This window comes from Flavobacterium sp. (genome assembly GCF_036759525.1).
Taxonomy (GTDB): Bacteria; Bacteroidota; Bacteroidia; order Flavobacteriales; family Flavobacteriaceae; genus Flavobacterium.
In genome coordinates, this window is sequence record NZ_DAIOUN010000017.1 from 12,332 (window position 1) to 38,792 (window position 26,461).

The following is a 26,461-nucleotide window of genomic DNA, read 5'->3' on the forward strand; positions in this document are numbered from 1 at the left end:
ATAAAGGGATGATAAAGGGATGATAAAGGGATGATAAAGGGATGATAAAGGGATGATAAAGAGATAATAAAGGGAACAAGGTCCAACCTAAAAAATACAAAAACTAAAAATAGTTGAATTGAAAAAATAAAACACAAACCAGAACCGTTCGGTCCCCCCTCTCTTTTGGAGAGGGGTCGGGGGTGAGGATATTAAAAGCCATACAGTATGAAAAGAAGAAGAGTAAGCATAACCTCAGATGACATCCAGTTCATCACCGGAAAAAGCAAACGCTATGCCCAAAACCTCATGGGCAAAATGAAAGAACACTACCGGAAAGAAAAGCACCAATTCATCACATTTCAAGAGTTTTGCCACTACACAGGCATCCAATACGCCGAAATTGAACACCTTATCGATTGAGGCTTTCACCATACCAATGATAATTCCCCTAACCGCCAACCCTGTCAATATGTTTCTTAATAACTTTAAACCCGAATCCTTTTAATTTTTTGCTTTATCCGTTATATTAGCACAAAATCCACAAATCCGCTATGTTAGAGCAAAATCAATACACCGAAGACAATATCCGTTCACTCGATTGGAAAGAACACATCCGTATGCGTCCCGGTATGTACATCGGAAAACTCGGAGACGGTTCATCCCCCGATGACGGTATCTACATTTTACTCAAGGAAGTACTCGATAACTGCATCGACGAGTTTGTGATGGGAGCCGGTAAAACCATCGAAGTAACCATTAAAGATAAAATGGTTACCGTTCGAGATTACGGGAGAGGAATCCCGTTAGGAAAAGTGGTAGATGTGGTTTCAAAAATGAACACCGGTGGTAAATACGACTCCAAAGCCTTCAAAAAATCAGTAGGTTTAAATGGAGTAGGTACCAAGGCGGTTAATGCGTTGTCCAATTATTTCCGTGTAGAATCCGTTCGCGATAACCAACAAAAAGCCGCCGAGTTCTCTGCGGGGAATCTTACCTTGGAAGAAGAAATCCAAGAATCAACCAAGAGAAGAGGTACCAAGGTGGCCTTTGTGGCCGATGAAACCATTTTCAAAAACTACAAATACCGCAATGAGTATATCATCAAAATGCTCAAAAACTATTGCTACCTCAATACGGGATTAACCATTTATTACAACGGCGAAAAATTTTATTCCGATTACGGTTTAAAAGATTTATTAGAAGAAAATATTGCAGATGAAGATAGAGTATATCCCATTATTCATCTGGCAGGAGATGATATAGAGATAGCCATAACACACAGCAAATCTCAATATTCAGAAGAGTACCATTCGTTTGTAAACGGTCAGAATACCACACAAGGAGGTACACATTTGAATGCGTTCAGAGAATCGGTTGTCAAGACCATTCGTGATTTTTACAACAAAGGCTTTGAAGCGTCAGATATCCGAAAATCCATCGTTTCTGCCATTTCTGTCAAAGTAGAAGAACCCGTTTTTGAGTCGCAAACCAAAACCAAATTAGGTTCTACAGATATCGGTCCCAATGGCCCTACAGTGCGTACATTTATCAATGATTTTATATCCACCAAACTCGACAACTATTTACACAAAAACCCCGAAATAGCCGATGCTCTATTGAAGAAAATATTGCAAGCCGAGCGGGAACGTAAAGAACTTTCGGGTATTCGAAAATTAGCCAAAGAAAGAGCCAAAAAAGCAAGTTTACACAACAAAAAATTACGCGATTGCCGCGTCCATCTAACCGATGCCAAAAACCCAAGAAGTTTAGAAAGTACCCTTTTTATCACCGAGGGGGATTCGGCTTCGGGTTCCATTACCAAGTCGCGTGATGTAAATACACAAGCCGTTTTCAGTTTGCGGGGTAAACCGCTCAACTCCTACGGAATGACCAAAAAAATTGTGTACGAAAACGAAGAGTTTAACCTCTTGCAAGCCGCATTAGATATCGAAGAAGATTATGACAATTTGCGTTACAACAATATCGTAATCGCCACCGATGCCGATGTAGACGGGATGCACATTCGCTTGTTGTTAATCACCTTCTTCCTGCAATTCTTTCCCGAATTAATCAAAGAAGGGCATTTGTATATCCTACAAACCCCATTGTTTAGAGTGCGAAACAAAAAAGAAACCATTTATTGTTACAGTGAAGAAGAGCGGGTAAATGCCATCGAAAAACTAAAACCCAAACCCGAAATCACCCGATTCAAAGGATTGGGAGAAATATCACCCGATGAGTTCAAGCATTTTATTGGCGAAAGCATTCGTTTAGATCCCGTAATGTTGGACAAAGCCACTTCAATCGAAACCTTGCTCGAGTTTTATATGGGTAAAAACACCCCGGACCGACAAGAGTTTATCATCAACAATTTGAAGGTAGAGTTGGATACAATAGAAAAAAATTAGTTCTAAAATTAAAATGAAAAAAGTTCATCATCAATGATAAACGAAGACGAAGAATACAGCATCCCTGACGATGAAAATAATGAAGATTTAAATGAGTCAAACCAAGAACAAGGTTTTGAAGACGTTCGCATGTCGGGTGGAAAACATTTTTACGAAAACAACGAGAATCCCGAAGATACCATTACCAAAGTAACCGGTATGTACAAAGATTGGTTTCTGGATTACGCCTCGTATGTAATTTTAGAACGTGCCGTTCCGGCTATCGAAGACGGTTTCAAACCCGTACAACGCCGTATCATGCATTCTATGAAAGAACTAGACGACGGTCGTTACAACAAAGTGGCCAACATCGTGGGGCATACCATGCAGTACCATCCACACGGAGATGCCAGTATTGGCGATGCCATGGTGCAAATTGGTCAGAAAGATTTGCTCATCGATATGCAAGGAAACTGGGGAAATATACTCACCGGTGATGGTGCCGCAGCTTCCCGTTACATTGAAGCTCGTTTATCTAAGTTGGCCCAAGATATCCTTTTTTCTCCCAAAATTACAGAGTGGGGATTGTCCTATGACGGTCGTCGTGCCGAGCCTATCAATCTTCCGGTTAAATTCCCCTTGTTATTAGCACAAGGAGCCGAGGGGATTGCTGTTGGTTTATCCACCAAAGTTTTGCCACACAACTTCAATGAACTGATAGATTGTTCTATTAAGGTTTTAAAAAACAAACCGTTTACGTTATATCCGGATTTCCCAACAGCCGGTATCGCCGATGTTTCCAACTACAACGACGGGATGCGTGGCGGTCGTGTTCGGGTGCGTGCCAAAATATCGCAATTAGACAAACAAACCTTGGTAATTACACAAATTCCGTTTTCTACCAACACCGGTACGCTCATTGACAGTATATTGAAAGCCAACGAAAAAGGAAAAATTAAAGTCAAAAAGATTGAAGACAATACGGCTGCCGAGGTTGAAATTCTCATCCATCTACCACCGGGAGTTTCACCCGATAAAACCATAGATGCGTTGTATGCGTTTACGGCTTGCGAAACTTCGGTGGCTCCGTTAGGTTGTGTGATAGAAAACCATAAACCCTTGTTTATTGGGGTTTCCGATATGCTGCGAATATCAACCCATCGTACAGTTGATTTGCTCAAACGGGAGTTGGAAATTCAATTGGATGAACTCGAAAACAAATGGCATTTTTCTACCCTGGAGAAAATATTCATTCGCGAAGAAATGTACATTGATTTCAAATTGTACAGCGATAGAGAATCTTTGTATGCCTATATGTACAATCGTTTCGAACCGTTCAAAAAACAATTGGTACGGGAAATAAACGATGACGATTTACAGAAACTAACACAAATCCCAATGATTCGTATCACCCGTTTCGATTCGGATAAAGCCGATGAAGCTATTGCCAAATTGGAAGCCGAGATGGAACAAGTGAAACACCATTTGGCCAATATTATAGAGTATACCATTGATTTCTTTACCAAATTAAAAGAAAAGTATGGGAAAGGTAGAGAACGTCAAACCGAATTGCGAAGCTTTGATACCATTGAAGCCACCAAAGTAGTTTTGCGAAACACCAAATTATACGTTAACAAAGAAGAAGGTTTCATTGGTACCGGACTCAAAAAAGACGAATACGTGGCCGATTGTTCCGATATTGATGATGTAATTGTTTTTCTGCGTGATGGTAAAATGATGGTAACCAAAGTAGATGATAAAAAATTCATTGGTAAAGACATTATTCATGTGGCAGTTTTTGATAAAAACGATAAGCGAACCATTTACAATATGATGTATCGCGACGGTAAAAACGGTTCTACTTTTATCAAACGGTTTAATGTTTCCGGTGTCACAAGAGATAAGTTTTACGATTTAACACAGGAAAAACCCGGCTCTATGGTTTCCTATTTTTCCGCCAATCCAAATGGTGAAGCAGAAGTCGTAACAATTTTGTTACGTCAAGTAGGAAGCGTGAAAAAACTAAAATGGGATGTAGATTTTGCCGATATCGCCATCAAAGGACGAGCGTCTCGTGGGAATACCGTAACCAAATATCCTATCAAGAAAATTGAATTAAAAGAAAAAGGAATATCTACCTTACGCCCCAGAAAAGTATGGTTTGACGATACGGTTCAACGTCTTAATGTAGATGGAAGAGGGGAATTATTGGGCGAATTTAGACCCAATGACCGCTTGTTGATTATCAACCAATCCGGAAAATTGAAAACCATTATTCCGGAGTTAACCACCCATTTTGACGAAGACATGGTGGTATTAGAAAAATGGAATCCTAAAAAACCGATTTCGGCCATTTATTATGATGGTGAAAAAGAACGGTACTACGTAAAACGATTCTTGGTAGAGAATGAAAACAAAGAAGAAATTTTCATATCCGAACACGAGAAGTCGCAATTGGAAATCGTTTCTACCGATTGGCGTCCGGTTGCCGAGGTAGTTTATGCCAAGGTAAAAGGCGTTCAAAAAGAGAATCAAGTTGTCGATTTGGAACAATTTATAGCAGTTAAAGGAATCAAAGCACTTGGGAACCAATTAACAACCGATAAAGTAAAACAAATCAATTTGTTAGAGCCGCTTCCTTTTGAAGAGCCGGAAGAAGAAGCTCCGGAGGAAATGGAAGTTTCCGGAGAAGACAATGTTTCCGATGCAATTCAAACCGAATTGGACGATGACGGACAAATCACATTGAGTCTAGAATAAAACCAAGCCCACGGTTTTAACTGTGGGTACTAAATGTAAAACAACAAAAGAAAAGCCCACGATTACCGTGGGCTTTTTAAATTTGGCAATTGGAAATATTAACTCAACGAAAGTTGAAATATAACCGATTCTTGTTCACCATCACCTTCTACATACATAATCAGTTCTGATATTTCATCATTTTTACCGCTCTTCATTAAAAATTCAACTTCTTTACCCCCGTCATTTACACGAAGGAGTTCTTCAAATTCTTTCGATTTGCGATATTTTCCGGCAATAGATTTCATTTCGCTTCTCAAAGAGCTATCGGTGGTGGTGTACATTTTAAACTTTGTAATCTTACCGATAAAGTCCATTATTTTTTGATCTTCTGCCGTCATTTTTTCTTTATGGGCCATTTTCCCAATAAATGAAAACATGCTTTTATTTACCATTACTTTGGTTACGTTTTCAGATTTTTCCAGTTTGTCAAACGATTGTGCTTGAGTCGTAAAAGCTACAAAAGCCAAACATAAGGTTACCATTAATTTTTTCATGATGAGTTGTTTTTTGATTAATAAAAGGAAGACGATTGAGCTTTTACTTTGTTACAAACACATGAAAAACATTATTTAATAGGGTTCAATTTTTCTAAAATTTGCAGTTCTTTTTGTATATGTTTCATCAGAAAATAACCAAATAGTAGAAAAAAACCGTAACCACTAACGATGCAATAGAGATAAAATCCGAAACTGAAATGGGCTTTAAAAGTGGGTAACAGCAAGGTGAACCCAATAAAATAGGTGATATAAATAAGGGGTGTAAAAACATAATGAATTTTTCTTCGCCATTGGTAAAAGGTTTTTACTTTTTTGGCATATTCCAGAACCGTAAGGTCCGGATGAATGGCTTTTAATTTTTGAACACTGTGAAGTTCCAAAACAATTCGACTTAAAAGCATGACAATCATGATACTTAAACCCAGTGTCATAGCATTCAAGTGATGGGCATTAACCCAAAAAAAGTAATAAACTAAAATCAATGTGGTTACAGAAATGATGGCAAGGGTACCATAGTGATTTCGTCTCAGTATTTTGCTGTTTTTCTCAGATTTAGCAATGAGTTCTGCAGCATCTAAATTCAATTTAGATTGATTTTGCAAATTCCAAAGGTCTTGTATTTCGTTAAATTCTGTCATTTTTGTACACATTGAGTTAAACTTTTTTTAATGCGATGAATCCGCACCCGAAGCGTTTCTTCTGTAATTCCTATAACATGGGCAATTTCATCATAGGGCATTCCTTCCAATACCATTAGGATTATCATTTTACCGGTTTCATCCAATTTATTAATGCAGGCATACAATTGTTTTAATTTATCTTCGGTTTCCGGATGATACGTTTCGTGGGTTAGTTGCGGAAAATGCTCTGTATGGATTTCTTTTCGAGTGGATTTCTTGCGTAAATAAATCAAACAAGTATTTACCGTAATTCTGAAAATCCAAGTACTGATGCTGGACTCCATTCGAAAGCGATCTAAATTTTCCCAAACTTTAATAAATACTTCTTGCGAAGCATCGGCTGCCAAGTCAGCATCGCCATTAAAGTACCCTTTGCAAAGGCGAACAACTTTGGGATAATGTGTCTCGTAAATTTCGTTAAACAGGTTTGGACTTTTCACGCTTTACAGGTTTTGTTTTAGGTTTTGAATAAACCATTCCGGTTGATCGTACATCACAAAGTGAGCGGCATTATCGGCATACAAAATTTGCACTGCAGGTAATTTTTCAAATTGGGATTGATATGTTTTTTCAACCGTAGCTTTGTCGGGAAACGTTGCTGCCAGAACTACAACCGGAATTTTAATTTTGGCGACTTCTTCACGCAAATCTAAATTCAACATATCAATGTAACCATACACATAGGTTTTTCTGTCCGATTGCTGCATCATTTGTATAATAGAAGAATGTTTTTCTTTGTTTTTACACATAAACTGAATTTGTTGTGTATTCATGCCTTGAAAAGTGACTTCATCCATTTGCATCATCATTTTGCTCTGCGGATTATCATACGGAATTTTAGCACCCGTATAATTCGGAATCATCAAGGCAGCAGAGCAGGGTAGAGCATCAACAGCAATTACTTTTTTAAACAAATTAGGTTCGGTTGCGGCCAACCAATAACTAAGAGTACCACCTAAACTATGACCAATCAATGTAGGTTTGTTTGTTTTTTGGGTTTTGGTGTAAGCAATAATATCTTCTTTAATGGAATTAAACCAAGGCATTTCAATAGGTTTTACACCACCAAATCCGGCAAAAGTAAAAATGTGGCATTCATGCGTTTTTGAAAGTTCTAAAACCGTTTCGTTCCAAAGTTCACTGGTACAACCAAAACCCGGAAATAAAAAAACCGGTTCGCCTTTACCTATTACCTTAACTTGAAATGAATTTTGGGCATAAATAGAAGTTAAAAGCGTACTTACAAGTCCTAAAATAAAAAATGTAACAATTTTCATAATTCGTGATTTTTTAAAGTTTTCCTTTGGATTCATCACGATAAAAATTGTTACATCTTTTATTAATTTTTTTTTAGGAATGGCCGTTTTTCTTTCGCATTTTCATGTTAAGAAATTCTACAGCCAGAGAAAATGCAATTGCAAAATACAGATAACCTTTAGGCACAGCACCCACGTGTTGTCCGGCTAATTCGGCATGAGATAAATGCATACTTTCGGTAATCAACATAAATCCGATAAGTATTAAGAACGCTAATCCTAATATTTGAATGGAAGGATTGGCATTCACAAAGTTTCCAACCGGAACGGCAAAAAGCATCATTACTCCAACAGAAATTACCACCGCAGTCACCATAATATACAGAGCCCCTTCAATTCCGTTAGTCATTCCCACAGCCGTTAAAATACTATCTACAGAGAAAATTAAATCAATCAAAAGGATTTGAAAAATTACATTTCCAAATGACTTAGCAGCAGAAGTCTTTAATTCTTTTTCGCCTTCGCCTTTATGGTCTACTTTTTCGTGAATTTCTTTCGTACTCTTGTAAATTAAAAATAATCCACCAAGGAATAGTACCATAGCTTGACCGGTAAAACTTCCGCTAAACCAACCCCAATCTATAGAAAACCAAGGAGCTTTCATGGCAATCAAAATGGTGATACCAAATAGCATGGCAATACGCATGAACATGGCTAAAAACAATCCAATTCGAGTAGCTTTTTTTCGTTTTTCTTCCGGTAGTTTTCCGGTTACGATGGAGATAAAAATGATATTGTCTATACCCAGAACAATTTCCAGAAAGGTTAGGGTTAAAAGGGCAACCCATGCATCGGGATTTGCAAATACTTCCATAAGAGAGATTGGTTTTATGATTCTTTTACGTTATTAATTCACCCGGGTTACCACGCCTTTTTGTTTGTTGGAATCGCCCACAAATGAATATTCAAATGTATAACTTTTTTCGTCTGTTGTTAAGATTTTCATGTGTATGGCTTTTTTTTCTTTCATGCCTTTTGGATGGAGTTTTTGAAGTACAAATTCGCAATCATTAATCCATCGAACAGAGGAAGAATCTGTTTTCCCTCTGAAGGTTTCTATTTGTAATGTATCGTTTCGTTCAAAAACCGAAATTTCTTTTTTTCCTTCCATTTCAAGTTCAAATTGAAATTTTCCGGTTTTAAAATCGGTGCAATTGCGTTCTTGTTGGTAGCAGGAAATCAGGAATAAACTGAGTAGTAGAAATACTTTTTTCATTGTAATTTTTTTAATTCATCATCTGTGAAATTCTTTATACTTTTTTCTTTTGAAAATTTATCAGAATTATAAAGGTTTGATTTATTTTTTGGAATGGATAAACTTTCCCATTCGGTTTTTTTCAACATTTTGGCATAAAAAACCATTTGTCCAATATGATACGGATAATGAGCCAACTGCCGGTTGATAGCTTCTAAAACGGTATGACCTTCATTTCGAATGTAGATGATTTCGTCCAGTTGTTCAGGCCGTAAACTCTGTAACGCCTCAAACAAGCATTGCCACCCTTTTTCCCAGTGAGCTATAAGTTCAGGTTTGGTTTTGAGTATATTTTCAAATTCTGAATCCCGATTTCGCCATTCTTTTTCGCCATCAGTAGTTAAAAAGGCGGTCCATCGCGAAAGCATATTTCCCACCAAATGATTTACAATAACTGCTATAGAATTTGTATCTTCATTTACCGAAATAAAAAGTTGCTCCGGTTCCAATTGATTCATCGCTTTTTCTCCCAACGTTTTATAGTAGAGAAATTGCTTTTTTACACTTTCTAAGTAGTTAGTTTTCGTTTCCATCAAACAAACTTTTCATAATGGTTTTAATACCTTTAAACATCAGTGTAACAGATGTGATACAAATAAAAATACCAATTCCTAACACTAAATAATGCCAATGGGTATGTTGATTCATAAAAGCATTGTGAATAAGAACAGGCCCAATAAACATAAGCGGAATTGCTCCAATGCTGTATTTTATGCCTTTGAAAAGGAGTTCCTTGTTGTCCATTTTTTCTACTATTTTATTGAAATCTTTTACTGAAAACTGCGACTATTTACTGCGACTGATAACTCTCCACCGCTTTCCGCACGCTACCATGCTTTTCCAATAAAACACCCGCTTCTTCATAACTCACTGGAATTTCGCTCATAATCATTCGAATGCCACGATCCACTAATTTGTTGTTGCTCAATTGCATATCTACCATTTTGTTGCCTTTCACTTTTCCTAGTTGAATCATCGTGGCGGTTGAAATCATGTTTAAAACCAACTTTTGAGCCGTTCCGGCTTTCATGCGTGAACTTCCGGTTACAAATTCCGGACCAACCACCACTTCAATCGGAAATTGAGAAACGTGTGAAAGCGGACTCCCTTCGTTGCACGTAATACAACCGGTTGGGATGTTATGCTGATTGCATTTTTCCAAACCCCCAATCACATATGGCGTAGTTCCGGAAGCGGCAATACCCATAACAAAATCATTTGAATTGATATTAAATTCCAATAAATCTTTCCAAGCTTGTTCAGTGTCATCTTCGGCAAATTCTACTGCTTTTCGAATGGCTTTATCGCCACCGGCAATGATACCCACGACCAAATCAAATGGAACTCCAAATGTGGGCGGACATTCCGAAGCATCTACAACGCCCAATCTACCGGAAGTTCCGGCACCAATATAAAAAAGGCGACCACCTTTTTTTAATTGACTAACCACTTTATCCACCGTTTTTTCAATTTGTGGCAACGCTTTTTCTACCGCTAATGGAACAGTTTTATCTTCGTTATTGATGTTTTGGAGTAATTCGGAAACCGACATCTTTTCCAGATGTTCGTATTTTGAGGATTGTTCGGTGGTTTTGGTGAAAGACATAATGCAAAATTTCACTCAAAGATACGAGATTTTCATTTCTCGCAAAGACGCAAAGTCGCAAAAAAAAGTTGCTGAGTTACTGAGTAGCTGAGAAACTGAGGTTTATAGATTTTTAAGATGAAATTTAGCGTAATCACAAAAACCGACAACGGACAACCGATAACTGACAACCTTAATGCGAATGACCCATTTCCAACACATAAGCCAATAAAAAACCCAATACAATCATCGTGATTTTGGCTAAATTGAATTTGTGCCCCTCATTACTTTCAAAAATAATAGTCGAAGAAATATGAAATAAGATACCCACCACAATAGCCGAAATTTCTTTGGAATAATGTTGTGCAAAATGCAAGTGTTCTGCTAACGTCGTTCCAAGGGGTGTCATTAAAGCAAAAGAAAACATGAAGGCAAAAACCATCCATTTATTCATTTTGGCATTCACAAAAAATAACGTTAAAATAATGGCAATAGGGAAGTGGTGAACCGCAATTCCGTAAGCTAAATTGGTGTTTTCATGAATAGGAAATCCTTCTAACAACGCGTGAATACACAAACTGATAAATAGCAACCAAGGAATATGATGCACTTCATTGTTTTCATCTGTATGTACATGAACATGACCGTGTTCGGCACCTTTGGAGAAAAATTCGAGAAAAATTTGAAACAAAATTCCTATCATGATAAAAACACCAACCGGTAGCGAGAAATGTTTGTGTTCGCCTTCGTGAACGTGATGATGTCCTTCTTGAAATAACTCAGGTAACAAATGCAAAACTGTTAGCGAAAGCAAAAAAGCTCCACTAAAAGCCAATAAAAGTTTAATGTTTTTCTTTTTTTGAGGTTTTAAAAATAATGCGATCAAAAAACCCAAAATAACGGCCAAAAAAGTGATAATGTATTGCATTATTTAAAAATCATAATTAAACGTTCGGATTGTGTTTTGTAAAATTTTCGGAGTTTGTAATCCCCAAAAACATCCAATAAATGGATATCGGCATCCTCCATCATTTTTTCAAAATCAGAAAGGCGAAGAGCTTGAACTTTTTCGGTAAAATGAAATTCTTTTCCTTGATCTGAAAACGAAATCTCTTTATAGATATGATTGTCTTTTTCATATCGCTTGATGTGAAATTCGATACCTTCCACTGTTTTTGTTTCTTCCGGTATTAAATTTTCCAAAACAAAATCTACATTCATAAAATCAATCACGGCAAATCCATATTCTGTTAAGCTGTCGCGAATGGCTTTTAACGTAATTAAATTATCAGCATCATCCTCAAAATAGCCAAAGCTGGTAAACAAATTGAAAATGGCATCGTATTTTTCATCAAAAGGGATTCGCATGTCATGCACTTTGAAATGCAATTTTTCATTAGCATAATCGGAAGCTGCTTTGATACTGTTTTCAGATAAATCGGCTCCTGTGACATCATACCCTAGTTGATTTAAATAAATTGAATGTCGCCCTTTTCCGCAGGCCAAATCCAATATTTTGGCTTCTTCCGGTAAGTTTAAATATTCCGTAAGATTATCCATAAACAATTGAGCCTCTGCATAATCTCTATCTTTGTAAAGAATGTGATAGTAAGGTGTATCAAACCAAGAGGCAAACCAATTATCGGTAATTGGAGATGGGTTTTGAGGTATGGGTGGTTTCGATTCTGACATTAATTGGTTAGATGCTTTAAGAACGTGCAAATTTAGTGTATTTTTGCCAAGTTTTACAGTTTTATACAATCATGGAGAAGAATTTTAAGATGGTGGCCAAGACCTTTTTTGGTTTTGAAGAAATTTTAGCGAAAGAAGTGCAACAATTAGGCGGACAAGATGTACAAATCGGAACGCGTGTGGTAACTTTTTACGGCGATAAAGGATTTATGTATAAAGCTAATTTGTCGTTGCGTACAGCACTTAAAATTTTAAAACCTATCAAAGGGTATAAAGTATTCAATGAGAAGGGGTTATACGATGGTGTTTCAAGTATTGATTGGAGTCAGTATATGAACGAAAAGCAGACTTTTGTGGTGGATGTTACGTTGTATTCTGAAGCGTTTAATAACTCCCAATTCGTGGCTTTAAAAACCAAAGATGCGATTGTAGATCAATTTAGAGCTAAAACCGGTGCTCGTCCGAGTATTGATAAAGATTTTCCGGATTTGCGAATACACATTCATTTAGATCGTGATCAATGTACGGTTTCTTTGGATACTTCCGGAGATTCGTTGCATCACAGGGGTTATCGCTCGGCTACGAATATTGCTCCAATTAATGAAGTTTTAGCAGCCGGAATGTTGTTGTTATCCGGTTGGGAGGGAAAATCTCATTTTTTGGATCCCATGTGCGGAAGCGGTACTATTTTAGCTGAAGCCGCCATGATTGCTTGTAATATTCCCGCGAATATCAACAGAAAAGAGTTTGCTTTTGAAAAATGGAACGATTGGGACAATGATTTATTTGATCAAATTATTGATAGTTTGATGAAGAAAACCAGAGAATTTCATTATACCATAAAAGGGTATGACAAAGCTCCAAGTGCCGTTCGTAAAGCCCAAGATAACATTCAAAATGCCAATTTGGAAGATTATGTTACCATTGAACAAAAAGATTTTTTTGAATCAGAGAAACAAACGGAAGGTCCGCTACACATGGTTTTCAATCCGCCGTATGGGGAACGTTTGGATATTGATATGGAACGATTTTATAGAGAAATTGGCGATACATTCAAACAAAGTTATCCCAACACACAAGCTTGGTTTATTACCGCCAATTTGGAAGCCTTGAAATTTGTGGGATTAAAACCTTCCCGAAAAATCAAATTATTCAACGGAAAATTAGAAGCCCGATTGTTGAAATATGATATTTATGAAGGAAGTAAACGAACGAAGTTTCAGAATAGGGAAGAGGAATAGAGTTAAGGTTCTATAAGATTTTGAATTTGATGTTTAAATGTTGGAATTGTTTCAAAAATGGTTTCCCAAACAAAATTTAAATCAACAGAAAAATATTCGTGAACAATGAAATTTCTAATAGCCTTTGCACCACGCCAATCAATTTCTGAATTTTTTAATTTAAATTCTTCATCAATTTGAGCCACAGCTTCACCAATAACAATAAAGTTTTTCAAAACGGCATCTTGTTTGAGCCAATCGGATAGAAACTCATCTTTAGAATATGTTTTAGCAATTAACTCTAACTTGTTTATTGCTTCCAAAATATGAAGGAAGTAAAGTTTATTTGAATCAGTTTTCATAAAAATAAGTAGCTTCTTTTAAAACTTTCTCCTTAATAAACTTATTTAATCCATTTTCAGATATTAAATCAACTTTTTTTTGAAGTTTCAATTCTAAATCATCGTGAATTTTTGCCAAAGTAAAAAAACCGATAGGTTGGTGTAATGAAAATAAAATATCAATATCACTGGATTCTTTTTCTTCATTTCTAGCAAAAGAACCAAACAAACCAATACGTTTTGGATTGTAAGGTTTTAAAATATCAATGATAATTTGTATTTGATTCTTTGTTAACATAAAACAAATGTAGTGAAATTAGTAATATAATTAAACAAATTTCACACCCATATCACATACTTTAGAAACATACACATCAAATCCAATTCCGGTTTTGGTATAGATTTGTTTCATTTGGTTCGCAACATTTTCAGCGGTATCTTTTCCTTTACTCATCGCAAAAATAGAAGGGCCTGAACCGGAAATTCCACAACCTAATGCACCGTTTTCTAATGCTGTTTTTTTAATCGTATCAAATTCCGGAATTAAGTTTTTCCGATAAGGTTCTGCCACAACATCTTGCAAACAACGGCTCATCAAGCCATAATCTTCGGTATATAATCCGCAGATGAATCCGCCTAAATTTCCCCATTGCGTAATAGCGGTTTTCAATGGAATTTCTTTCGGTAAAATACTTCTAGCTTCAGATGTTTTAACTTCAATATACGGATGAATGATGGTTAAATAAATATCTTTCGGACTATTAATTTTGATAACTTCTAACGGATCATAACCACGAACCAACGTAAATCCGCCCAAAATGGCCGGAGCCACATTATCAGCATGATAACTTCCGCTGGCTAAAAATTCACCTTCCATGGCAAACGAAATCAATTCTTTTCGAGACAACGGATTACCTAAGATTTCATTGATTCCCACTACAATTCCTGCGGCACTGGCAGAACTGCTTCCAATTCCGCTTCCGGCTTTGATTTTTTTGTGGATTTCCAACTCAAATCCAAATTCTAAATCCAAGTGATTTAACAACGCCATTCCGGCCACACCAGCTACGTTTTTTTCGGTTTCTAATGGCAAATCGGCACCGGTAATTTTGGTAATACGAAGTCCTTTTTGCTCGCATTTACGAATAATCATTTCGTCGCCAATGCCCTCTAAACATAATCCTAACACATCAAACCCACAGGATAAGTTGGCTACGGTGGCAGGGCAGAATATTTTTATTTGGTTCATTTTTTTTAAAGGTTCTGAGGTTCTGAGGTTTTGAGGTTTTGAGGTTCTGAGGATACTTAGTGCCTTAGAACCTTAGAGCCTCAGCACCTTTATTATACATTTCCAATCCGAATCACATCAGCAAAAATACCCGAAGCCGTTACGGCAGCACCAGCACCGGCACCTTTGATGATTAACGGTTGATCCACATAACGATCGGTGAAAAATTCAACGATATTGTCTTTTCCTTCCAAATTGTAAAACGGACTTTCCTTAGGAATGTATTGCAAACCAACGCTGGCTTTTCCGTTATCGAATTTAGCCACAAACTTCAATCGGCAATCTTTTTCTTTGGCTTCTTTCAATAGATTTTCAAAATGCGAGGCATGTTTGGTTAAGGATTTGAAGAAGTCCTCATTGTTCGTGGTTTCCATACATTCTTTGGGTAAGAACGAAATATTTTCGATGTCTTCCATTTCCATTTGATAGCCGCTTTCGCGAATGAGAATTAGAATTTTTCGAGCGACATCCACACCACTTAAATCAATTTTTGGGTCAGGCTCTGTGAATCCTTGTACACCGGCTTCTTTTACCACATCATGAAAAGTGTAGGTTTCACTGAAATTATTGAATATAAAGTTCAAACTTCCGGATAAAACCGCTTGAATTTTATGGATTCGATCTCCGGAAGCTATCAAATGTTTTAACGTATCAATAATGGGCAAACCGGCACCTACATTGGTTTCAAACAAAAAGGGTGCATTGTACTTTCGCGATAAGCGTTTTAAATTCAAATAATTGTTGTATTCCGATGAACAAGCTATTTTGTTACAGGTTACTACGGCAATATTTTTACGAAGATACTGTTCATAGGTTTTAGAAACTTCGGCATTGGCCGTAATATCTACAAAAATACTGTTGCGAAGGTTTAGGGTTTTTGTTTTTTCAATAAAATCCAATTTTGAGGCTTTTTCTCCATTATCTAAAGCGGTTTTCCAGTCTTTTAAAGCAATTCCTTCTTCCTCAAAAATCATTTTTCTGGAATTAGAAAGGGCGATTACTCGGAGATTTATTTTTAAATTTTCTTTTAAAAATTTCTTTTGTTGGTGAATTTGTTCGATGAATTTTTCGCCTACATTTCCAACCCCCATTACGAATAAATTCAACTGCTTGGTTTGTTCTTCAAAAAAGCGTTCATGTAATGTATTCAGAGCTTTTTTCACATCATTTTCATTAATTACCACTGAAATATTTCGCTCTGAAGCCCCTTGGGCAATGGCTCGAATATTCACATTGTTTTTACCTAACGTGCTGAACATTTTTCCGCTAATTCCTTGGTGATTTTTCATTTGTTCACCCACCAAAGCCACGATACATAAATCTTTTTCAACCACACACGGATTGATTTTTTGCTGTGCAATTTCCAGTTCAAAGGTTTTATCAATTGCTGTTTTTGCCAAATCGGCATCGGCATTTAAAATCCCGATACAAATGGAATGTTCTGAAGAAGCTTGTGTGATGAAAATGACATTGATAGCATGATTGGAAAGTACTTCAAACAAACGTTTTGAAACTCCGGCAACACCAACCATTCCGGAACCTTCCAAGGTAATCAAGCTAATTTTATCGATATGCGAAATTCCTTTAATCGGATTTCCATTTGGGTTAGATTGTGAAGATATGAACGTTCCAAAAGCGTCCGGTTCAAACGTGTTTTTTATCCAAATCGGAATATTTTTGCTCAAAACAGGTTGAATAGTTGGCGGATAAAGCACTTTGGCTCCAAAATGCGATAGCTCCATTGCTTCTTCATACGTTATTTTTTCAATGGGTTGAGCTTGTTTTACAATTTTCGGATTGGCGGTAAACATGCCGTTCACATCCGTCCAAATTTCTAATTCTTCAACATCTAAAGCGGCAGCTACAATAGCAGCCGTGTAATCGGATCCACCACGTCCCAAAGTAGTTGTATTATTACTCATTGAAGAAGCAATAAAACCGGGTATAACCGTAACTTGCGTTGGATTCTCTAAAAAATAATTGCCAATGGTTTTATTTGTAATTTCAAAATGAACTTCGGCTTTTCCAAAGTTATTGTTGGTTTTAATGAGTTCGCGACTGTCTTTAAAATTGCAATTGGCTACCTTTTGTTTCATCGCTTCGGCAATGATGTAGGACGATAATAACTCGCCAAAACTTACAATCATATCCGATGTTCTAGCAGTTAATTCGCCTAACAAATAACAGCCATCTAATAAGGTTTCTAACAGTGAAACATTTTTTTTACAGTAGTGAATTAAAGCCGTTTGCTCATTTATAGGAACTAATTCTTTAATGGCTTCGAGGTGCTTTTTTTCGATTTGCAAAACGACATCACGATACGAATCATCTTTTGAGGCAGCTTTTGAAGCCGCAGATAGTAACAAATCGGTTACGCCACTAAAAGCAGAAACTGCCACGATTAATTTATCGTCTTTTGATTTTTGATGAACAATTTCGAGAACTAATTTTATATTTTGAGCATTGGCAACCGAAGTTCCGCCAAATTTTAGTACTTTCATGGGATGTTTTTTTGATGTAAAAGCATTGATTTATTTTACTCAGGCGAGTAAATGGAATTTTGGATGATATGTGAAAATTATACCCCGAATGGGGTTGTAGTTGTAGTAGTTGTACTCAAAGAAAATACTTTCAAAGAATTGAAAGTGTTTTTTGAATAATATGTGCTATTTTGTGATTTCATCTGAAACAAATGTAATAAATTTACAATAGTGAAAGAGTACATGTAAACTTTTTACGAATATTTTAAAAATTATAGCATTCTACTGAAATATGAAAATTTTCTCAACAGATAAAATCAAAGAACTTGATAAATTAACAATCGAAACCCAACAAATCACTTCTCTAGAGTTGATGGAACGTGCTGCTTTACAAGCTTTTTTGTGGTTGGTTAATCGTTTTCAAGATAAAAAGACTGTTTATCATATTTTTTGTGGTGTAGGAAATAATGGTGGTGATGGATTAGTAATCGCTCGTATGTTAAAGCAAAATTATTTTGACGTGCATGTTTATGTTATACCGTTTAATGAAACATTTTCGGCTGATTTTGAGGCTAATTTAGAGCGATTGAAAGAATGTAATTTAACGTACACTACCATTCATGAAACGGCAGATTTTCCGGATATTGCTGAAAATCATATTATTGTAGATGCTATTTTCGGAATTGGTTTAACCCGAGAAATGGATAGTTGGCTTCAAAGTCTGATTCAAAAGATTAATTATCATGCTTCTTTCAAAGTTTCGATAGATGTGCCTTCGGGGTTATTTTTACATCAAAAAACCACAATAGCAATTCATTCGGATGTAGTATTATCGTTTCAATTACCCAAATTGGCTTTTTACCTTCCCGAAAATGAAAATTTCATTACAGAAATTGTTTTGTTATCCATTGATTTAGATCAAAAAGGCATTGAAAATTGGGCTACAAATTATTATTACATAGATACGTTTGAGATCAAGAAACGATACAAACCCATTTCAAAATTTACACACAAAGGAACGCAAGGTCATGTTTTATTAATTGGGGGAAGTTATGGTAAAATTGGAGCTATGGTTTTGGCCTCACAAGCGGCTTTGCGTTCCGGTTGTGGATTGACTACGGTTTTGATTCCAAAATGTGGGTATGAAATTCTTCAAACGGCATCACCGGAAGCCCTGGTGATTGCAGATGAAAATCAGCATCAAATTACTCAAATACAATTTGATATTTTACCCAATTCTATTGGTATCGGAATGGGAATGGGTCAAAAGGATGATACGGCAAAAGCGTTTTATCATTTTTTAAAAACCAATACTCTCCCTTTACTCATTGATGCAGATGGGTTAAACCTTCTTTCGGCAAATTTGGATTGGTTGAGTTTAGTTCCCAAAAATTCCATTTTAACACCACATCCCAAAGAATTGGAACGCTTGATTGGAACTTGGAATGACGATTTTGAAAAGATAGAAAAAACAAGGCAATTGGCAAAAAAACATGATTTTGTCATATTAATTAAAGGAGCCAATACCTTAATAATTGATGGAAAAAATGTATTTGTAAATTCATCCGGAAACCAAGCTTTGGCAACCGGTGGAAGCGGCGATGTATTGTCTGGTATGATTACGAGTTTTCGAGCTCAAGGTTATTCCGCTGTTGATGCTGCTCTTCTGGGAGTTTATTTTCATGGACGAACCGCAGACCTTGCTGTAAATGATTTGGGTTATGAAGGCTTTATAGCTTCGGATATCCTTAAGTATCTAGGAAAAGTTTTTTTAGAATTGAAAAAATAAACCATTTAGAAATTAAAGTAACTTCTAAATGGTTTCATAATATTTGGAACAATTGAATTTACAACCCAACTTCCTTCAACAGTTCTTTTAATTTTTCTTCAGAAGGTCTGGGAGCATCGGCATTTACAATTTTACCTTCGGTATCAATTAATATAAATCTCGGAATACCGTCAATGGCGTAATTCTTTACAAAATCAGATTTCCAATCATTATCGGCAAATAATTGGATGCCTTTTAACTCTTTTTCAGCTACCATTTTTTTCCATTTTTCTTGATCTTTTTGAGCATCAATGGATATGCTTACAAATTCTATATTTTTTCCGTGATATTCCTTTTCAATAGCTTTAAGAGCCGGAATTTCGCCAATACAAGGTCCGCACCAAGTGGCCCAAACATCAATATAAACGAATTTTCCTTTTAAACTTTCCAATGAAGTTTTTCCTCCCTTTATATTTTCATAGTTAAAAGTTGGAGAAGGGGATCCTTTTACTAACTTTTTTAAGGTTTCATATTTTTGAGTTGTCTCTTTATTAAAAGCAGTATCAATAGAATGTTTCATCAATCCGTTGTAAATTACATCTAGGTTTTTGGCAGTAAGATTCATCTCGTATGCCATATTTTTAATTAATTCACTCCGAATGATTGGGCTGGAAATAGTATTGAGTTTTTCCATTCCTTTATCAAAAGGGGTTTTCTCTTCGGAAGGTGTGCCATACATGATACGTTGAAAAATACCACCAATTAACGTTCGATAGGAATAAGAGTGTTTGAATGTTTCCTCATCATTCATAGTATAATCATCTCCGGCTTTCGGAAAAGTAGCACTGGTTTTAAATTCTCTATTGTTAATCGCATAGCCGTGATAGGGGGCATATTGCTCTTGATATTTTAAAGCCAAAATTTCGATTTCCTTTTTTTCGTTTTTGATAAATTTTTCATTTTTTATTTGGGAAGCGGCTAATTTGTCCAACATGCTTTTTTTCAAATTTTCTATATTTTCAAGAAAAACTTGTTCTTCATCAGTATAGATTTTCAAAACATTTTCAAAGTTGGATTGGTCACCGTATTTGGATTCGATGAGTTTATTTTTTTCAATCAGATACTTGTTTTCATCTTGACCCAAACCGGAATATTTCATAGAATTGATAAAATCATCCGCATAAGTTTCAAGCTGCAATTGAAAACCTTTTTCTAAATACACATAAAACGATTTTTCATCTGTTAAAACCAAATAATACATACCATCATAAGGCAAATCCAAAGTATCTGAAAAAGTGCCATTGGCTTGAAGTGGAATTTTTTTAGAAAAATTGATTCCTTCCAGTTCAATTTCTTGAGCATCAGTTCCTTTAATAGTCCCCGAAAAAATAGTTGTTATTTCTTTTTCTTGGCAAGAAATAAAACCTATCAACCAAAGCCATACGACAATTTTTTTCATAATAAAAAGTTTAGATTCTCAAATGTAAGCAAATCAAATTACAATTTGTTATTAAAAAAACGTCAATTGTGTTGCATTTATGCAAACGTTTGCGGAATTTTGAAAACTCAACCAAAACCATAAATGGACTCGTATCATTATATCAGTTCCGATGTACTTTCATTGGAAACCATCAATCAAATTGTTCTAGAAAATAAGTCGTTGGCATTATCGGAAGAAGCGAAAGTTAATATTCAGAAATGCCGTGATTATTTAGATAAAAAAATGCAATCACAAACCGACCCGATTTACGGAATCAATACCGGATTTGGTTCGCTGTGTAATGTGAAGATTTCAAATGAAAACCTATCGCAACTTCAAGAAAACTTAGTAAAATCGCATGCTTGCGGTACTGGAGATGAAGTACCCAGTTCGATTGTAAAATTGATGTTGTTGCTTAAAATTCAATCTTTGAGTTATGGCAATTCCGGTGTTCAATTGGAAACGGTGGAACGTTTGATTGATTTTTACAACCAGGATATTTTACCTGTAATTTATACGCAAGGTTCTTTGGGAGCTTCCGGAGATTTGGCTCCATTAGCCCATTTAAGTTTGCCCTTATTAGGCGAAGGCGAAGTGTATTTTGAAGGTCAAAAAGTGCATTCTAAAGAAGTACTTGCCCACTTCAATTGGAAACCCATTGTTTTGCAATCCAAAGAAGGTTTGGCATTACTTAATGGTACGCAGTTTATGAGTGCATATGGGGTTTATATTTTATTAAAAGCTTATAAACTATCCTATTTGGCGGATTTAATTGGAACTATTTCTTTAGAAGGTTTTGATGGTCGCATTGATCCGTTTAATGCATTGATTCATTTGGTACGTCCGCACAAAGGACAAATAGAAACGGCTCAACGTATTACCGAGTTTTTAGAAGGCAGTCAAATCATCCATCAAAATAAAACGCACGTTCAAGACCCGTATGCATTTCGTTGTATGCCTCAAGTGCATGGAGCTTCAAAAGATACTTTTGATTATGCGAAACGAGTGTTTAAAACCGAAATCAATTCGGTTACCGATAATCCTAACATTTTTGTAGGTGAAGATATTATAGTTTCCGGAGGAAATTTCCACGGACAGCCGTTAGCATTAGCATTAGATTTTCTAGGAATTGCTTTAGCTGAATTAGGAAGTATTTCGGAAAGAAGAACCTATCAATTGATTTCAGGATTACGGGGTTTACCGGCCTTTTTGGTGGATAATCCGGGTTTAAATTCCGGTTTCATGATTCCGCAATACACGGCTGCCAGTATCGTAAGTCAGAACAAACAATTGGCTACTCCGGCAAGCATAGACAGCATTGTTTCCAGTAACGGACAAGAAGATCACGTGAGTATGGGTGCAAATGCTGCGACAAAATGTTTCAAAATTATTGAAAATGTAGAACGCATTTTAGCCATTGAATTGATGAATGCTTCACAAGCGATTGAGTTTAGAAGACCCTTAAAATCCAGTGAGTTTATTGAGCAATTTATAGCTTCTTACCGTACCGAAGTTCCGTTTGTAAAAGAAGATCGCATTTTGCATTATGATATTGAAAACTCAATTGCTTTTTTGAGGAGTTTTGAAATAGAAATCGATTAAAAAAAAGAATCCCAAAAGCACTAAACTTTTGGGATTTTTATTATTTCAATTTAAAATTCTTCTCAATCGCTTTAATCATTTCTCCTGCAATATCTTTGTTAGTTGCTCCTTCAATTCCTTCTAAACCGGGAGATGAGTTGACTTCTAACAAAAGGGGACCTTTACTTGAACGAATTATATCTACTCCGGCTACTTTCAAGCCCATGGCTTTGGCGGCTTTGATGGCGATAACTTTTTCTTCTTTGGTAGGTTTTATTACCGTAGCCGTTCCGCCTAAATGAATATTGGCTCTAAATTCTCCGGCCAATGCTTCTCGTTGAATCGCGGCAACTACTTTTCCATCTATGACAAACAAACGCAAATCTTTTCCGTTGGCTTCTTTTATAAATTCTTGTACTAAAATGTTTGCATTCAAACTTTTAAAAGCGTTAATTACACTTTCTGCAGCTTTCTTGGTTTCTGCCAAAACAACTCCTTTTCCTTGTGTTCCTTCTAAAAGTTTTACAATTAAAGGAGTTCCACCTACCATTTTAATCAAATCATCGGTATCTAAGGGTGAATTGGCAAATCCGGTGGTTGGAATGTCAATCCCATTATTCAAGAGCAATTGTAATGAATACAATTTATCCCGCGATTGCGTAATGGCAGAAGAAGAATTTAAACAAAACACCTTCAAAGCTTCAAATTGTCGCGTCAATGCACAACCATAAAACGTAATATTTGGGCGGATTCGTGGAATAACGGCATCCAAATCGTTTAGAATTTTTCCGCCACGGTAGTGAATTTCGGGAGTGTCGGCATCCAATTTCATGTAGCATTCTTTAATGTTGAGAAATTGCATTTCGTGACCTCTGCGTTCACCGGCTTCCATAATTCTTTTGTTGCTGTACAATTCCGGATTACTGGCCAAAAGGCCAATTTTTAAACCTCTTTTTTCATGGAGTACTTCGGGATATAAATCTTTTAATTTATCTGTAGATGTATCGCCAAGAAGGTATTTTTGTTCCGGGTCAACTAAGGCTCGTCCGCTCATAGCTTCTCGACCTAATAGCATGCGAAAACCCATAGAATCGCGATTGGTCAATGTCATTTCTATGGTCCAACTTAATTCGCCTAATTGTAATTGGGTTTGTATTACAAAGCGTTGTTCTCTAAAACCACTGGAACTTTTTACGATTCGTTTATCAATTAAGGGAGCTTGGCAATGAATAATGGTTTTTACATTATTTTGAATCGGATTAATATCGAATTTGACCCAATGTTCTCCCTCTTTAATAAACGGACTAATATTGATGGCATGTAAGGCAGAAGTTTTAGCTCCAGAATCTACACGAGCTTTGATGGTTGGAATTCCCAATTCGGGAAACGAACACCATTCTTCACTCCCTAAAATTAATTTGTTGTCTAACATTTTTTGATGATGATAATTAAAATAAAACCACGAACTCACAGTATAAAAGTAATTTATTTGTGAATTCGTGGCGTTATAAAAAGATTATATTTAACTCGTTGGCTTTTCGGCTTTTTTAATTTTTACCGTCAGTTCATCGGCATTGTCCTCTAAATCCATAAAGATTTCATCGCCTTCGTTAATTTTAGAAGTAATGATTTCTTCGGCAAGTGCATCTTCCACATATTTTTGAATGGCTCTTTTTAGCGGACGGGCTCCAAACTGTTTATCAAAACCTTTTTCAGCAATGTAGGCTTTGGCTTTATCTGATAAATTTAGCGTATAACCTAAATCTTTGATACGAGCATATAATTTTTTCAATTCGATATCGATAATCAAATTAATGTGTTCTTGTTCTAACGGATTGAAAACAATTACATCATCAATACGATTTAAAAATTCTGGGGCAAAAGTTTTCTTTAAAGCATTTTCGACCACACTTTTAGAATGTTCATCAGCTTGCGAAACTTTTGCAGCGGTTCCGAAACCAACTCCTTGTCCAAAATCTTTTAATTGACGGGCTCCCACATTGGAAGTCATAATGATAATCGTATTTCTAAAATCGATTTTTCGACCCAAACTATCGGTTAAATAACCGTCATCCAATACTTGCAACATCATATTGAAAACGTCGGGATGAGCTTTTTCAATTTCATCCAATAATACCACACAATAAGGTTTACGACGCACTTTTTCAGTTAATTGTCCACCTTCTTCATAACCCACATATCCCGGAGGAGCACCAATTAATCTGGAAATGGCAAATTTTTCCATGTATTCGCTCATGTCAATTCGCACTAAAGCATCTTCAGAATCAAACAATTCTTTAGCAATAACTTTAGCTAATTGCGTTTTTCCAACACCGGTTTGTCCTAAGAAAATAAATGAACCAATGGGACGATTCGGATCTTTTAATCCCGCACGGTTACGTTGAATGGATCGTGCAATTTTCATAACCGCTTCATCTTGACCAATTACCTTGCCTTTGATTAAATCGGGTAGGTGAGCCAATTTGTTGCTTTCGGTTTGAGCAATTCGGTTCACCGGAATACCTGTCATCATAGAAACTACATCGGCTACATTATCCTCAGTAACGGTAATTCGATTGTTTTTAGAATCAATTTCCCATTGCTCTTGAGCGATGGCTAAATCTTTTTCGATGCGTTTTTCATCATCTCGCAATTTGGCCGCCTCTTCATATTTTTGTTTTTTAACGACTGTGTTTTTTAATTCACGAACATCTTCCAATTGTTTTTCGAGTTCCAAAATTTGTTTGGGAACTTCTATGTTGGTGATGTGAACGCGTGAACCGGCTTCGTCTAAAGCATCAATAGCTTTGTCCGGCAAAAATCGGTCGGACATATAACGACTGGTTAATTTTACACATGCTTCAATGGCTTCAGGGGTGTAAGTAACACTGTGATGATCTTCGTATTTTCCTTTGATATTATTCAAAATGGTAATGGTTTCTTCCACTGAAGTTGGCTCAACAATGACTTTTTGGAAACGTCTTTCTAAGGCTCCGTCTTTTTCAATATATTGACGGTATTCGTCAAGAGTAGTGGCACCAATACATTGTATTTCACCTCGAGCTAAAGCGGGCTTAAACATGTTGGATGCATCCAAAGAACCGGTTGCACCACCAGCTCCCACGATAGTATGAATTTCGTCAATAAAAAGAATAATATCGTCATTCTTTTCTAATTCGTTCATCACCGCTTTCATGCGTTCTTCAAATTGACCACGGTATTTTGTTCCGGCTACTAAACTTGCTAAATCAAGTGTTACCACACGTTTATTGAACAAAATACGAGATACTTTCTTTTGAATGATTCGTAATGCTAAACCTTCGGCAATAGCTGATTTACCTACACCGGGTTCTCCAATCAATAAAGGATTGTTTTTCTTTCTTCGGCTTAGGATTTGAGAAACACGTTCAATTTCTTTCTCTCGACCTACAACAGGATCAAGTTTTCCTTCTTCGGCCAATTCGGTTAAATCACGTCCAAAATTATCTAAAACCGGAGTTTTCGATTTTTTATTGGTTTTTCCGGCCGGGTTGTTGAAACTACCTTCTTTTAAACTGTCATCTTGTCCGGAATCATCATTAAACGATTCGTTTTTTGGGAAGCTGTCAGTGTATTCGTCGTCGTTGTTATTGGGTATCATATTTAAGTATTGTTCTTTTGCTGTATCATAATCGATTTTCAGCTTGTTAAGTAATTTGGTTGTAGGATCGTTTTCGTTCCTAAGAATACAGAGCAAAAGATGTGCCGTGCTTATAGAAGAACTCTGAAAAACTTTAGCTTCTAAAAAAGTAGTTTTCAAAGCACGTTCTGCTTGTCGAGTTAAATGCAGATTCTTTTTTTCGTTGCCTACTTCTGCATTGGGATTGGGCGGACTCAGGATTTCTACTTTTTTTCTCAAATAATCCAAATCGATGTCCAAATTATTTAAAATAGATATAGCTTTACCGTTTCCGTCACGTAATATCCCCAGCATGAGGTGCTCTGTACCGATAAAGTCGTGCCCCAATCGTAAAGCCTCTTCTTTGCTGTAAGTAATTACATCTTTGACACGTGGCGAAAAATTATCATCCATAACAATTATTTTTTTGAATGTAAATTTAATGAATC

General features: G+C 36.3%; 24 protein-coding genes. 6 read left to right on the top strand and 18 right to left on the bottom strand.

Annotated features, from left to right (window positions below):
* Positions 1-207 precede the first annotated feature (207 nt).
* The 3 genes from V7M80_RS10875 to V7M80_RS10885 all read left to right on the top strand — a co-directional run bounded on the left by V7M80_RS10875 (position 208) and on the right by V7M80_RS10885 (position 5,129).
* Positions 208-402: a hypothetical protein gene (locus tag V7M80_RS10875; RefSeq protein ID WP_333696062.1), complete on the top strand. Its 195-nt coding sequence runs from the start codon at positions 208-210 to the stop codon at positions 400-402.
* Positions 403-533: 131 nt separating this feature from the next.
* Positions 534-2,390, top strand: coding sequence for a DNA topoisomerase IV subunit B (locus V7M80_RS10880; protein ID WP_333696063.1), 1,857 nt, complete (start codon positions 534-536; stop codon positions 2,388-2,390).
* A 33-nt stretch (positions 2,391-2,423) separates the two neighbouring features.
* Positions 2,424-5,129, top strand: a complete 2,706-nt coding sequence (locus V7M80_RS10885; protein WP_333696065.1) for a DNA gyrase/topoisomerase IV subunit A — start codon at positions 2,424-2,426, stop codon at positions 5,127-5,129.
* 98 nt (positions 5,130-5,227) lie between these two features.
* Here V7M80_RS10885 and V7M80_RS10890 read toward each other — a convergent pair whose 3' ends face one another.
* From V7M80_RS10890 to V7M80_RS10940, 11 genes are all read right to left on the bottom strand, one after another.
* On the bottom strand, positions 5,228-5,665 hold the full coding sequence (locus V7M80_RS10890) for a DUF4252 domain-containing protein (RefSeq protein ID WP_333696067.1): 438 nt from the start codon (positions 5,663-5,665) through the stop codon (positions 5,228-5,230).
* Positions 5,666-5,736: 71 nt separating this feature from the next.
* Positions 5,737-6,306, bottom strand: a complete 570-nt coding sequence (locus V7M80_RS10895; protein WP_333696069.1) for a hypothetical protein — start codon at positions 6,304-6,306, stop codon at positions 5,737-5,739.
* Entirely contained in the window at positions 6,303-6,788 is a 486-nt protein-coding gene (locus tag V7M80_RS10900; protein WP_333696071.1) for an RNA polymerase sigma factor, read from the bottom strand. Before V7M80_RS10900 ends, V7M80_RS10895 begins: the two co-directional genes overlap by 4 nt.
* 3 nt (positions 6,789-6,791) lie before the next feature.
* Complete coding sequence (locus tag V7M80_RS10905; RefSeq protein ID WP_333696072.1) at positions 6,792-7,625, bottom strand: alpha/beta fold hydrolase; 834 nt, start codon at positions 7,623-7,625, stop codon at positions 6,792-6,794.
* A 73-nt stretch (positions 7,626-7,698) separates the two neighbouring features.
* Positions 7,699-8,478, bottom strand: a complete 780-nt coding sequence (locus V7M80_RS10910; RefSeq protein ID WP_333696073.1) for a TerC family protein — start codon at positions 8,476-8,478, stop codon at positions 7,699-7,701.
* Between the two features lie 33 nt (positions 8,479-8,511).
* Positions 8,512-8,880, bottom strand: a complete 369-nt coding sequence (locus V7M80_RS10915) for a DNA topoisomerase IV (RefSeq protein WP_333696074.1) — start codon at positions 8,878-8,880, stop codon at positions 8,512-8,514.
* Positions 8,877-9,452: a DUF1572 family protein gene (locus V7M80_RS10920; protein ID WP_333696076.1), complete on the bottom strand. Its 576-nt coding sequence runs from the start codon at positions 9,450-9,452 to the stop codon at positions 8,877-8,879. The genes V7M80_RS10915 and V7M80_RS10920 overlap by 4 nt, the downstream gene beginning before the upstream one ends.
* On the bottom strand, positions 9,436-9,663 hold the full coding sequence (locus tag V7M80_RS10925) for a DUF6095 family protein (RefSeq protein WP_333696078.1): 228 nt from the start codon (positions 9,661-9,663) through the stop codon (positions 9,436-9,438). Before V7M80_RS10925 ends, V7M80_RS10920 begins: the two co-directional genes overlap by 17 nt.
* A gap of 46 nt (positions 9,664-9,709) precedes the next feature.
* Positions 9,710-10,525 (bottom strand): N-acetylmuramic acid 6-phosphate etherase, encoded by an 816-nt coding sequence (gene murQ, locus V7M80_RS10930; RefSeq protein ID WP_333696079.1) that lies wholly within the window; start codon positions 10,523-10,525, stop codon positions 9,710-9,712.
* Between the two features lie 172 nt (positions 10,526-10,697).
* On the bottom strand, positions 10,698-11,432 hold the full coding sequence (locus V7M80_RS10935) for a ZIP family metal transporter (RefSeq protein ID WP_333696080.1): 735 nt from the start codon (positions 11,430-11,432) through the stop codon (positions 10,698-10,700).
* On the bottom strand, positions 11,432-12,196 hold the full coding sequence (locus V7M80_RS10940) for a class I SAM-dependent methyltransferase (protein ID WP_333696082.1): 765 nt from the start codon (positions 12,194-12,196) through the stop codon (positions 11,432-11,434). Before V7M80_RS10940 ends, V7M80_RS10935 begins: the two co-directional genes overlap by 1 nt.
* Before the next feature lie 71 nt (positions 12,197-12,267).
* On the opposite strand from V7M80_RS10940, the gene V7M80_RS10945 reads away from it, so the two are divergent.
* On the top strand, positions 12,268-13,437 hold the full coding sequence (locus V7M80_RS10945) for a THUMP domain-containing class I SAM-dependent RNA methyltransferase (RefSeq protein WP_333696084.1): 1,170 nt from the start codon (positions 12,268-12,270) through the stop codon (positions 13,435-13,437).
* A gap of 2 nt (positions 13,438-13,439) precedes the next feature.
* Here V7M80_RS10945 and V7M80_RS10950 read toward each other — a convergent pair whose 3' ends face one another.
* From V7M80_RS10950 to thrA, 4 genes are all read right to left on the bottom strand, one after another.
* Positions 13,440-13,778, bottom strand: coding sequence for a HepT-like ribonuclease domain-containing protein (locus V7M80_RS10950; protein ID WP_333696086.1), 339 nt, complete (start codon positions 13,776-13,778; stop codon positions 13,440-13,442).
* Positions 13,768-14,055: a nucleotidyltransferase family protein gene (locus V7M80_RS10955; protein WP_026711244.1), complete on the bottom strand. Its 288-nt coding sequence runs from the start codon at positions 14,053-14,055 to the stop codon at positions 13,768-13,770. Before V7M80_RS10955 ends, V7M80_RS10950 begins: the two co-directional genes overlap by 11 nt.
* Before the next feature lie 30 nt (positions 14,056-14,085).
* Positions 14,086-15,006: a homoserine kinase gene (locus tag V7M80_RS10960; protein WP_333696088.1), complete on the bottom strand. Its 921-nt coding sequence runs from the start codon at positions 15,004-15,006 to the stop codon at positions 14,086-14,088.
* A gap of 92 nt (positions 15,007-15,098) precedes the next feature.
* Entirely contained in the window at positions 15,099-17,546 is a 2,448-nt protein-coding gene (thrA, locus tag V7M80_RS10965) for a bifunctional aspartate kinase/homoserine dehydrogenase I (RefSeq protein WP_333696090.1), read from the bottom strand.
* Between the two features lie 271 nt (positions 17,547-17,817).
* Between thrA and V7M80_RS10970 the strand changes: the two genes are divergently transcribed.
* Positions 17,818-19,314, top strand: coding sequence for an NAD(P)H-hydrate dehydratase (locus V7M80_RS10970; protein ID WP_333696091.1), 1,497 nt, complete (start codon positions 17,818-17,820; stop codon positions 19,312-19,314).
* A gap of 58 nt (positions 19,315-19,372) precedes the next feature.
* Here V7M80_RS10970 and V7M80_RS10975 read toward each other — a convergent pair whose 3' ends face one another.
* Positions 19,373-20,752 carry a TlpA family protein disulfide reductase gene (locus tag V7M80_RS10975; protein ID WP_333696093.1) on the bottom strand — a complete coding sequence of 460 codons (1,380 nt, stop codon included), beginning with the start codon at positions 20,750-20,752 and terminating at the stop codon, positions 19,373-19,375.
* Between the two features lie 123 nt (positions 20,753-20,875).
* On the opposite strand from V7M80_RS10975, the gene hutH reads away from it, so the two are divergent.
* On the top strand, positions 20,876-22,375 hold the full coding sequence (gene hutH / locus V7M80_RS10980) for a histidine ammonia-lyase (protein WP_333696095.1): 1,500 nt from the start codon (positions 20,876-20,878) through the stop codon (positions 22,373-22,375).
* A gap of 40 nt (positions 22,376-22,415) precedes the next feature.
* On the opposite strand, the gene rimK is transcribed toward hutH, so the two are convergent.
* Together rimK and V7M80_RS10990 are read right to left on the bottom strand one after the other, a co-directional pair.
* Complete coding sequence (gene rimK, locus V7M80_RS10985; RefSeq protein WP_333696097.1) at positions 22,416-23,786, bottom strand: 30S ribosomal protein S6--L-glutamate ligase; 1,371 nt, start codon at positions 23,784-23,786, stop codon at positions 22,416-22,418.
* A gap of 90 nt (positions 23,787-23,876) precedes the next feature.
* Entirely contained in the window at positions 23,877-26,426 is a 2,550-nt protein-coding gene (locus tag V7M80_RS10990) for an ATP-dependent Clp protease ATP-binding subunit (protein ID WP_333696099.1), read from the bottom strand.
* Positions 26,427-26,461: the final 35 nt, after the last annotated feature.

What these genes read in the sequence shown, in the direction of transcription:
- V7M80_RS10875 (WP_333696062.1), top strand. Translation starts at nt 208, where the DNA reads ATGAAAAGAAGAAGAGTAAGCATAACCTCAGATGACATCCAGTTCATC.
- V7M80_RS10880 (WP_333696063.1), top strand. Translation starts at nt 534, where the DNA reads ATGTTAGAGCAAAATCAATACACCGAAGACAATATCCGTTCACTCGAT.
- V7M80_RS10885 (WP_333696065.1), top strand. Translation starts at nt 2,424, where the DNA reads ATGATAAACGAAGACGAAGAATACAGCATCCCTGACGATGAAAATAAT.
- V7M80_RS10890 (WP_333696067.1), bottom strand. Translation starts at nt 5,665, where the DNA reads ATGAAAAAATTAATGGTAACCTTATGTTTGGCTTTTGTAGCTTTTACG.
- V7M80_RS10895 (WP_333696069.1), bottom strand. Translation starts at nt 6,306, where the DNA reads ATGACAGAATTTAACGAAATACAAGACCTTTGGAATTTGCAAAATCAA.
- V7M80_RS10905 (WP_333696072.1), bottom strand. Translation starts at nt 7,625, where the DNA reads ATGAAAATTGTTACATTTTTTATTTTAGGACTTGTAAGTACGCTTTTA.
- V7M80_RS10910 (WP_333696073.1), bottom strand. Translation starts at nt 8,478, where the DNA reads ATGGAAGTATTTGCAAATCCCGATGCATGGGTTGCCCTTTTAACCCTA.
- V7M80_RS10915 (WP_333696074.1), bottom strand. Translation starts at nt 8,880, where the DNA reads ATGAAAAAAGTATTTCTACTACTCAGTTTATTCCTGATTTCCTGCTAC.
- V7M80_RS10920 (WP_333696076.1), bottom strand. Translation starts at nt 9,452, where the DNA reads ATGGAAACGAAAACTAACTACTTAGAAAGTGTAAAAAAGCAATTTCTC.
- V7M80_RS10925 (WP_333696078.1), bottom strand. Translation starts at nt 9,663, where the DNA reads ATGGACAACAAGGAACTCCTTTTCAAAGGCATAAAATACAGCATTGGA.
- murQ (WP_333696079.1), bottom strand. Translation starts at nt 10,525, where the DNA reads ATGTCTTTCACCAAAACCACCGAACAATCCTCAAAATACGAACATCTG.
- V7M80_RS10935 (WP_333696080.1), bottom strand. Translation starts at nt 11,432, where the DNA reads ATGCAATACATTATCACTTTTTTGGCCGTTATTTTGGGTTTTTTGATC.
- V7M80_RS10940 (WP_333696082.1), bottom strand. Translation starts at nt 12,196, where the DNA reads ATGTCAGAATCGAAACCACCCATACCTCAAAACCCATCTCCAATTACC.
- V7M80_RS10945 (WP_333696084.1), top strand. Translation starts at nt 12,268, where the DNA reads ATGGAGAAGAATTTTAAGATGGTGGCCAAGACCTTTTTTGGTTTTGAA.
- V7M80_RS10950 (WP_333696086.1), bottom strand. Translation starts at nt 13,778, where the DNA reads ATGAAAACTGATTCAAATAAACTTTACTTCCTTCATATTTTGGAAGCA.
- V7M80_RS10955 (WP_026711244.1), bottom strand. Translation starts at nt 14,055, where the DNA reads ATGTTAACAAAGAATCAAATACAAATTATCATTGATATTTTAAAACCT.
- V7M80_RS10960 (WP_333696088.1), bottom strand. Translation starts at nt 15,006, where the DNA reads ATGAACCAAATAAAAATATTCTGCCCTGCCACCGTAGCCAACTTATCC.
- thrA (WP_333696090.1), bottom strand. Translation starts at nt 17,546, where the DNA reads ATGAAAGTACTAAAATTTGGCGGAACTTCGGTTGCCAATGCTCAAAAT.
- V7M80_RS10970 (WP_333696091.1), top strand. Translation starts at nt 17,818, where the DNA reads ATGAAAATTTTCTCAACAGATAAAATCAAAGAACTTGATAAATTAACA.
- V7M80_RS10975 (WP_333696093.1), bottom strand. Translation starts at nt 20,752, where the DNA reads ATGAAAAAAATTGTCGTATGGCTTTGGTTGATAGGTTTTATTTCTTGC.
- hutH (WP_333696095.1), top strand. Translation starts at nt 20,876, where the DNA reads ATGGACTCGTATCATTATATCAGTTCCGATGTACTTTCATTGGAAACC.
- rimK (WP_333696097.1), bottom strand. Translation starts at nt 23,786, where the DNA reads ATGTTAGACAACAAATTAATTTTAGGGAGTGAAGAATGGTGTTCGTTT.
- V7M80_RS10990 (WP_333696099.1), bottom strand. Translation starts at nt 26,426, where the DNA reads ATGGATGATAATTTTTCGCCACGTGTCAAAGATGTAATTACTTACAGC.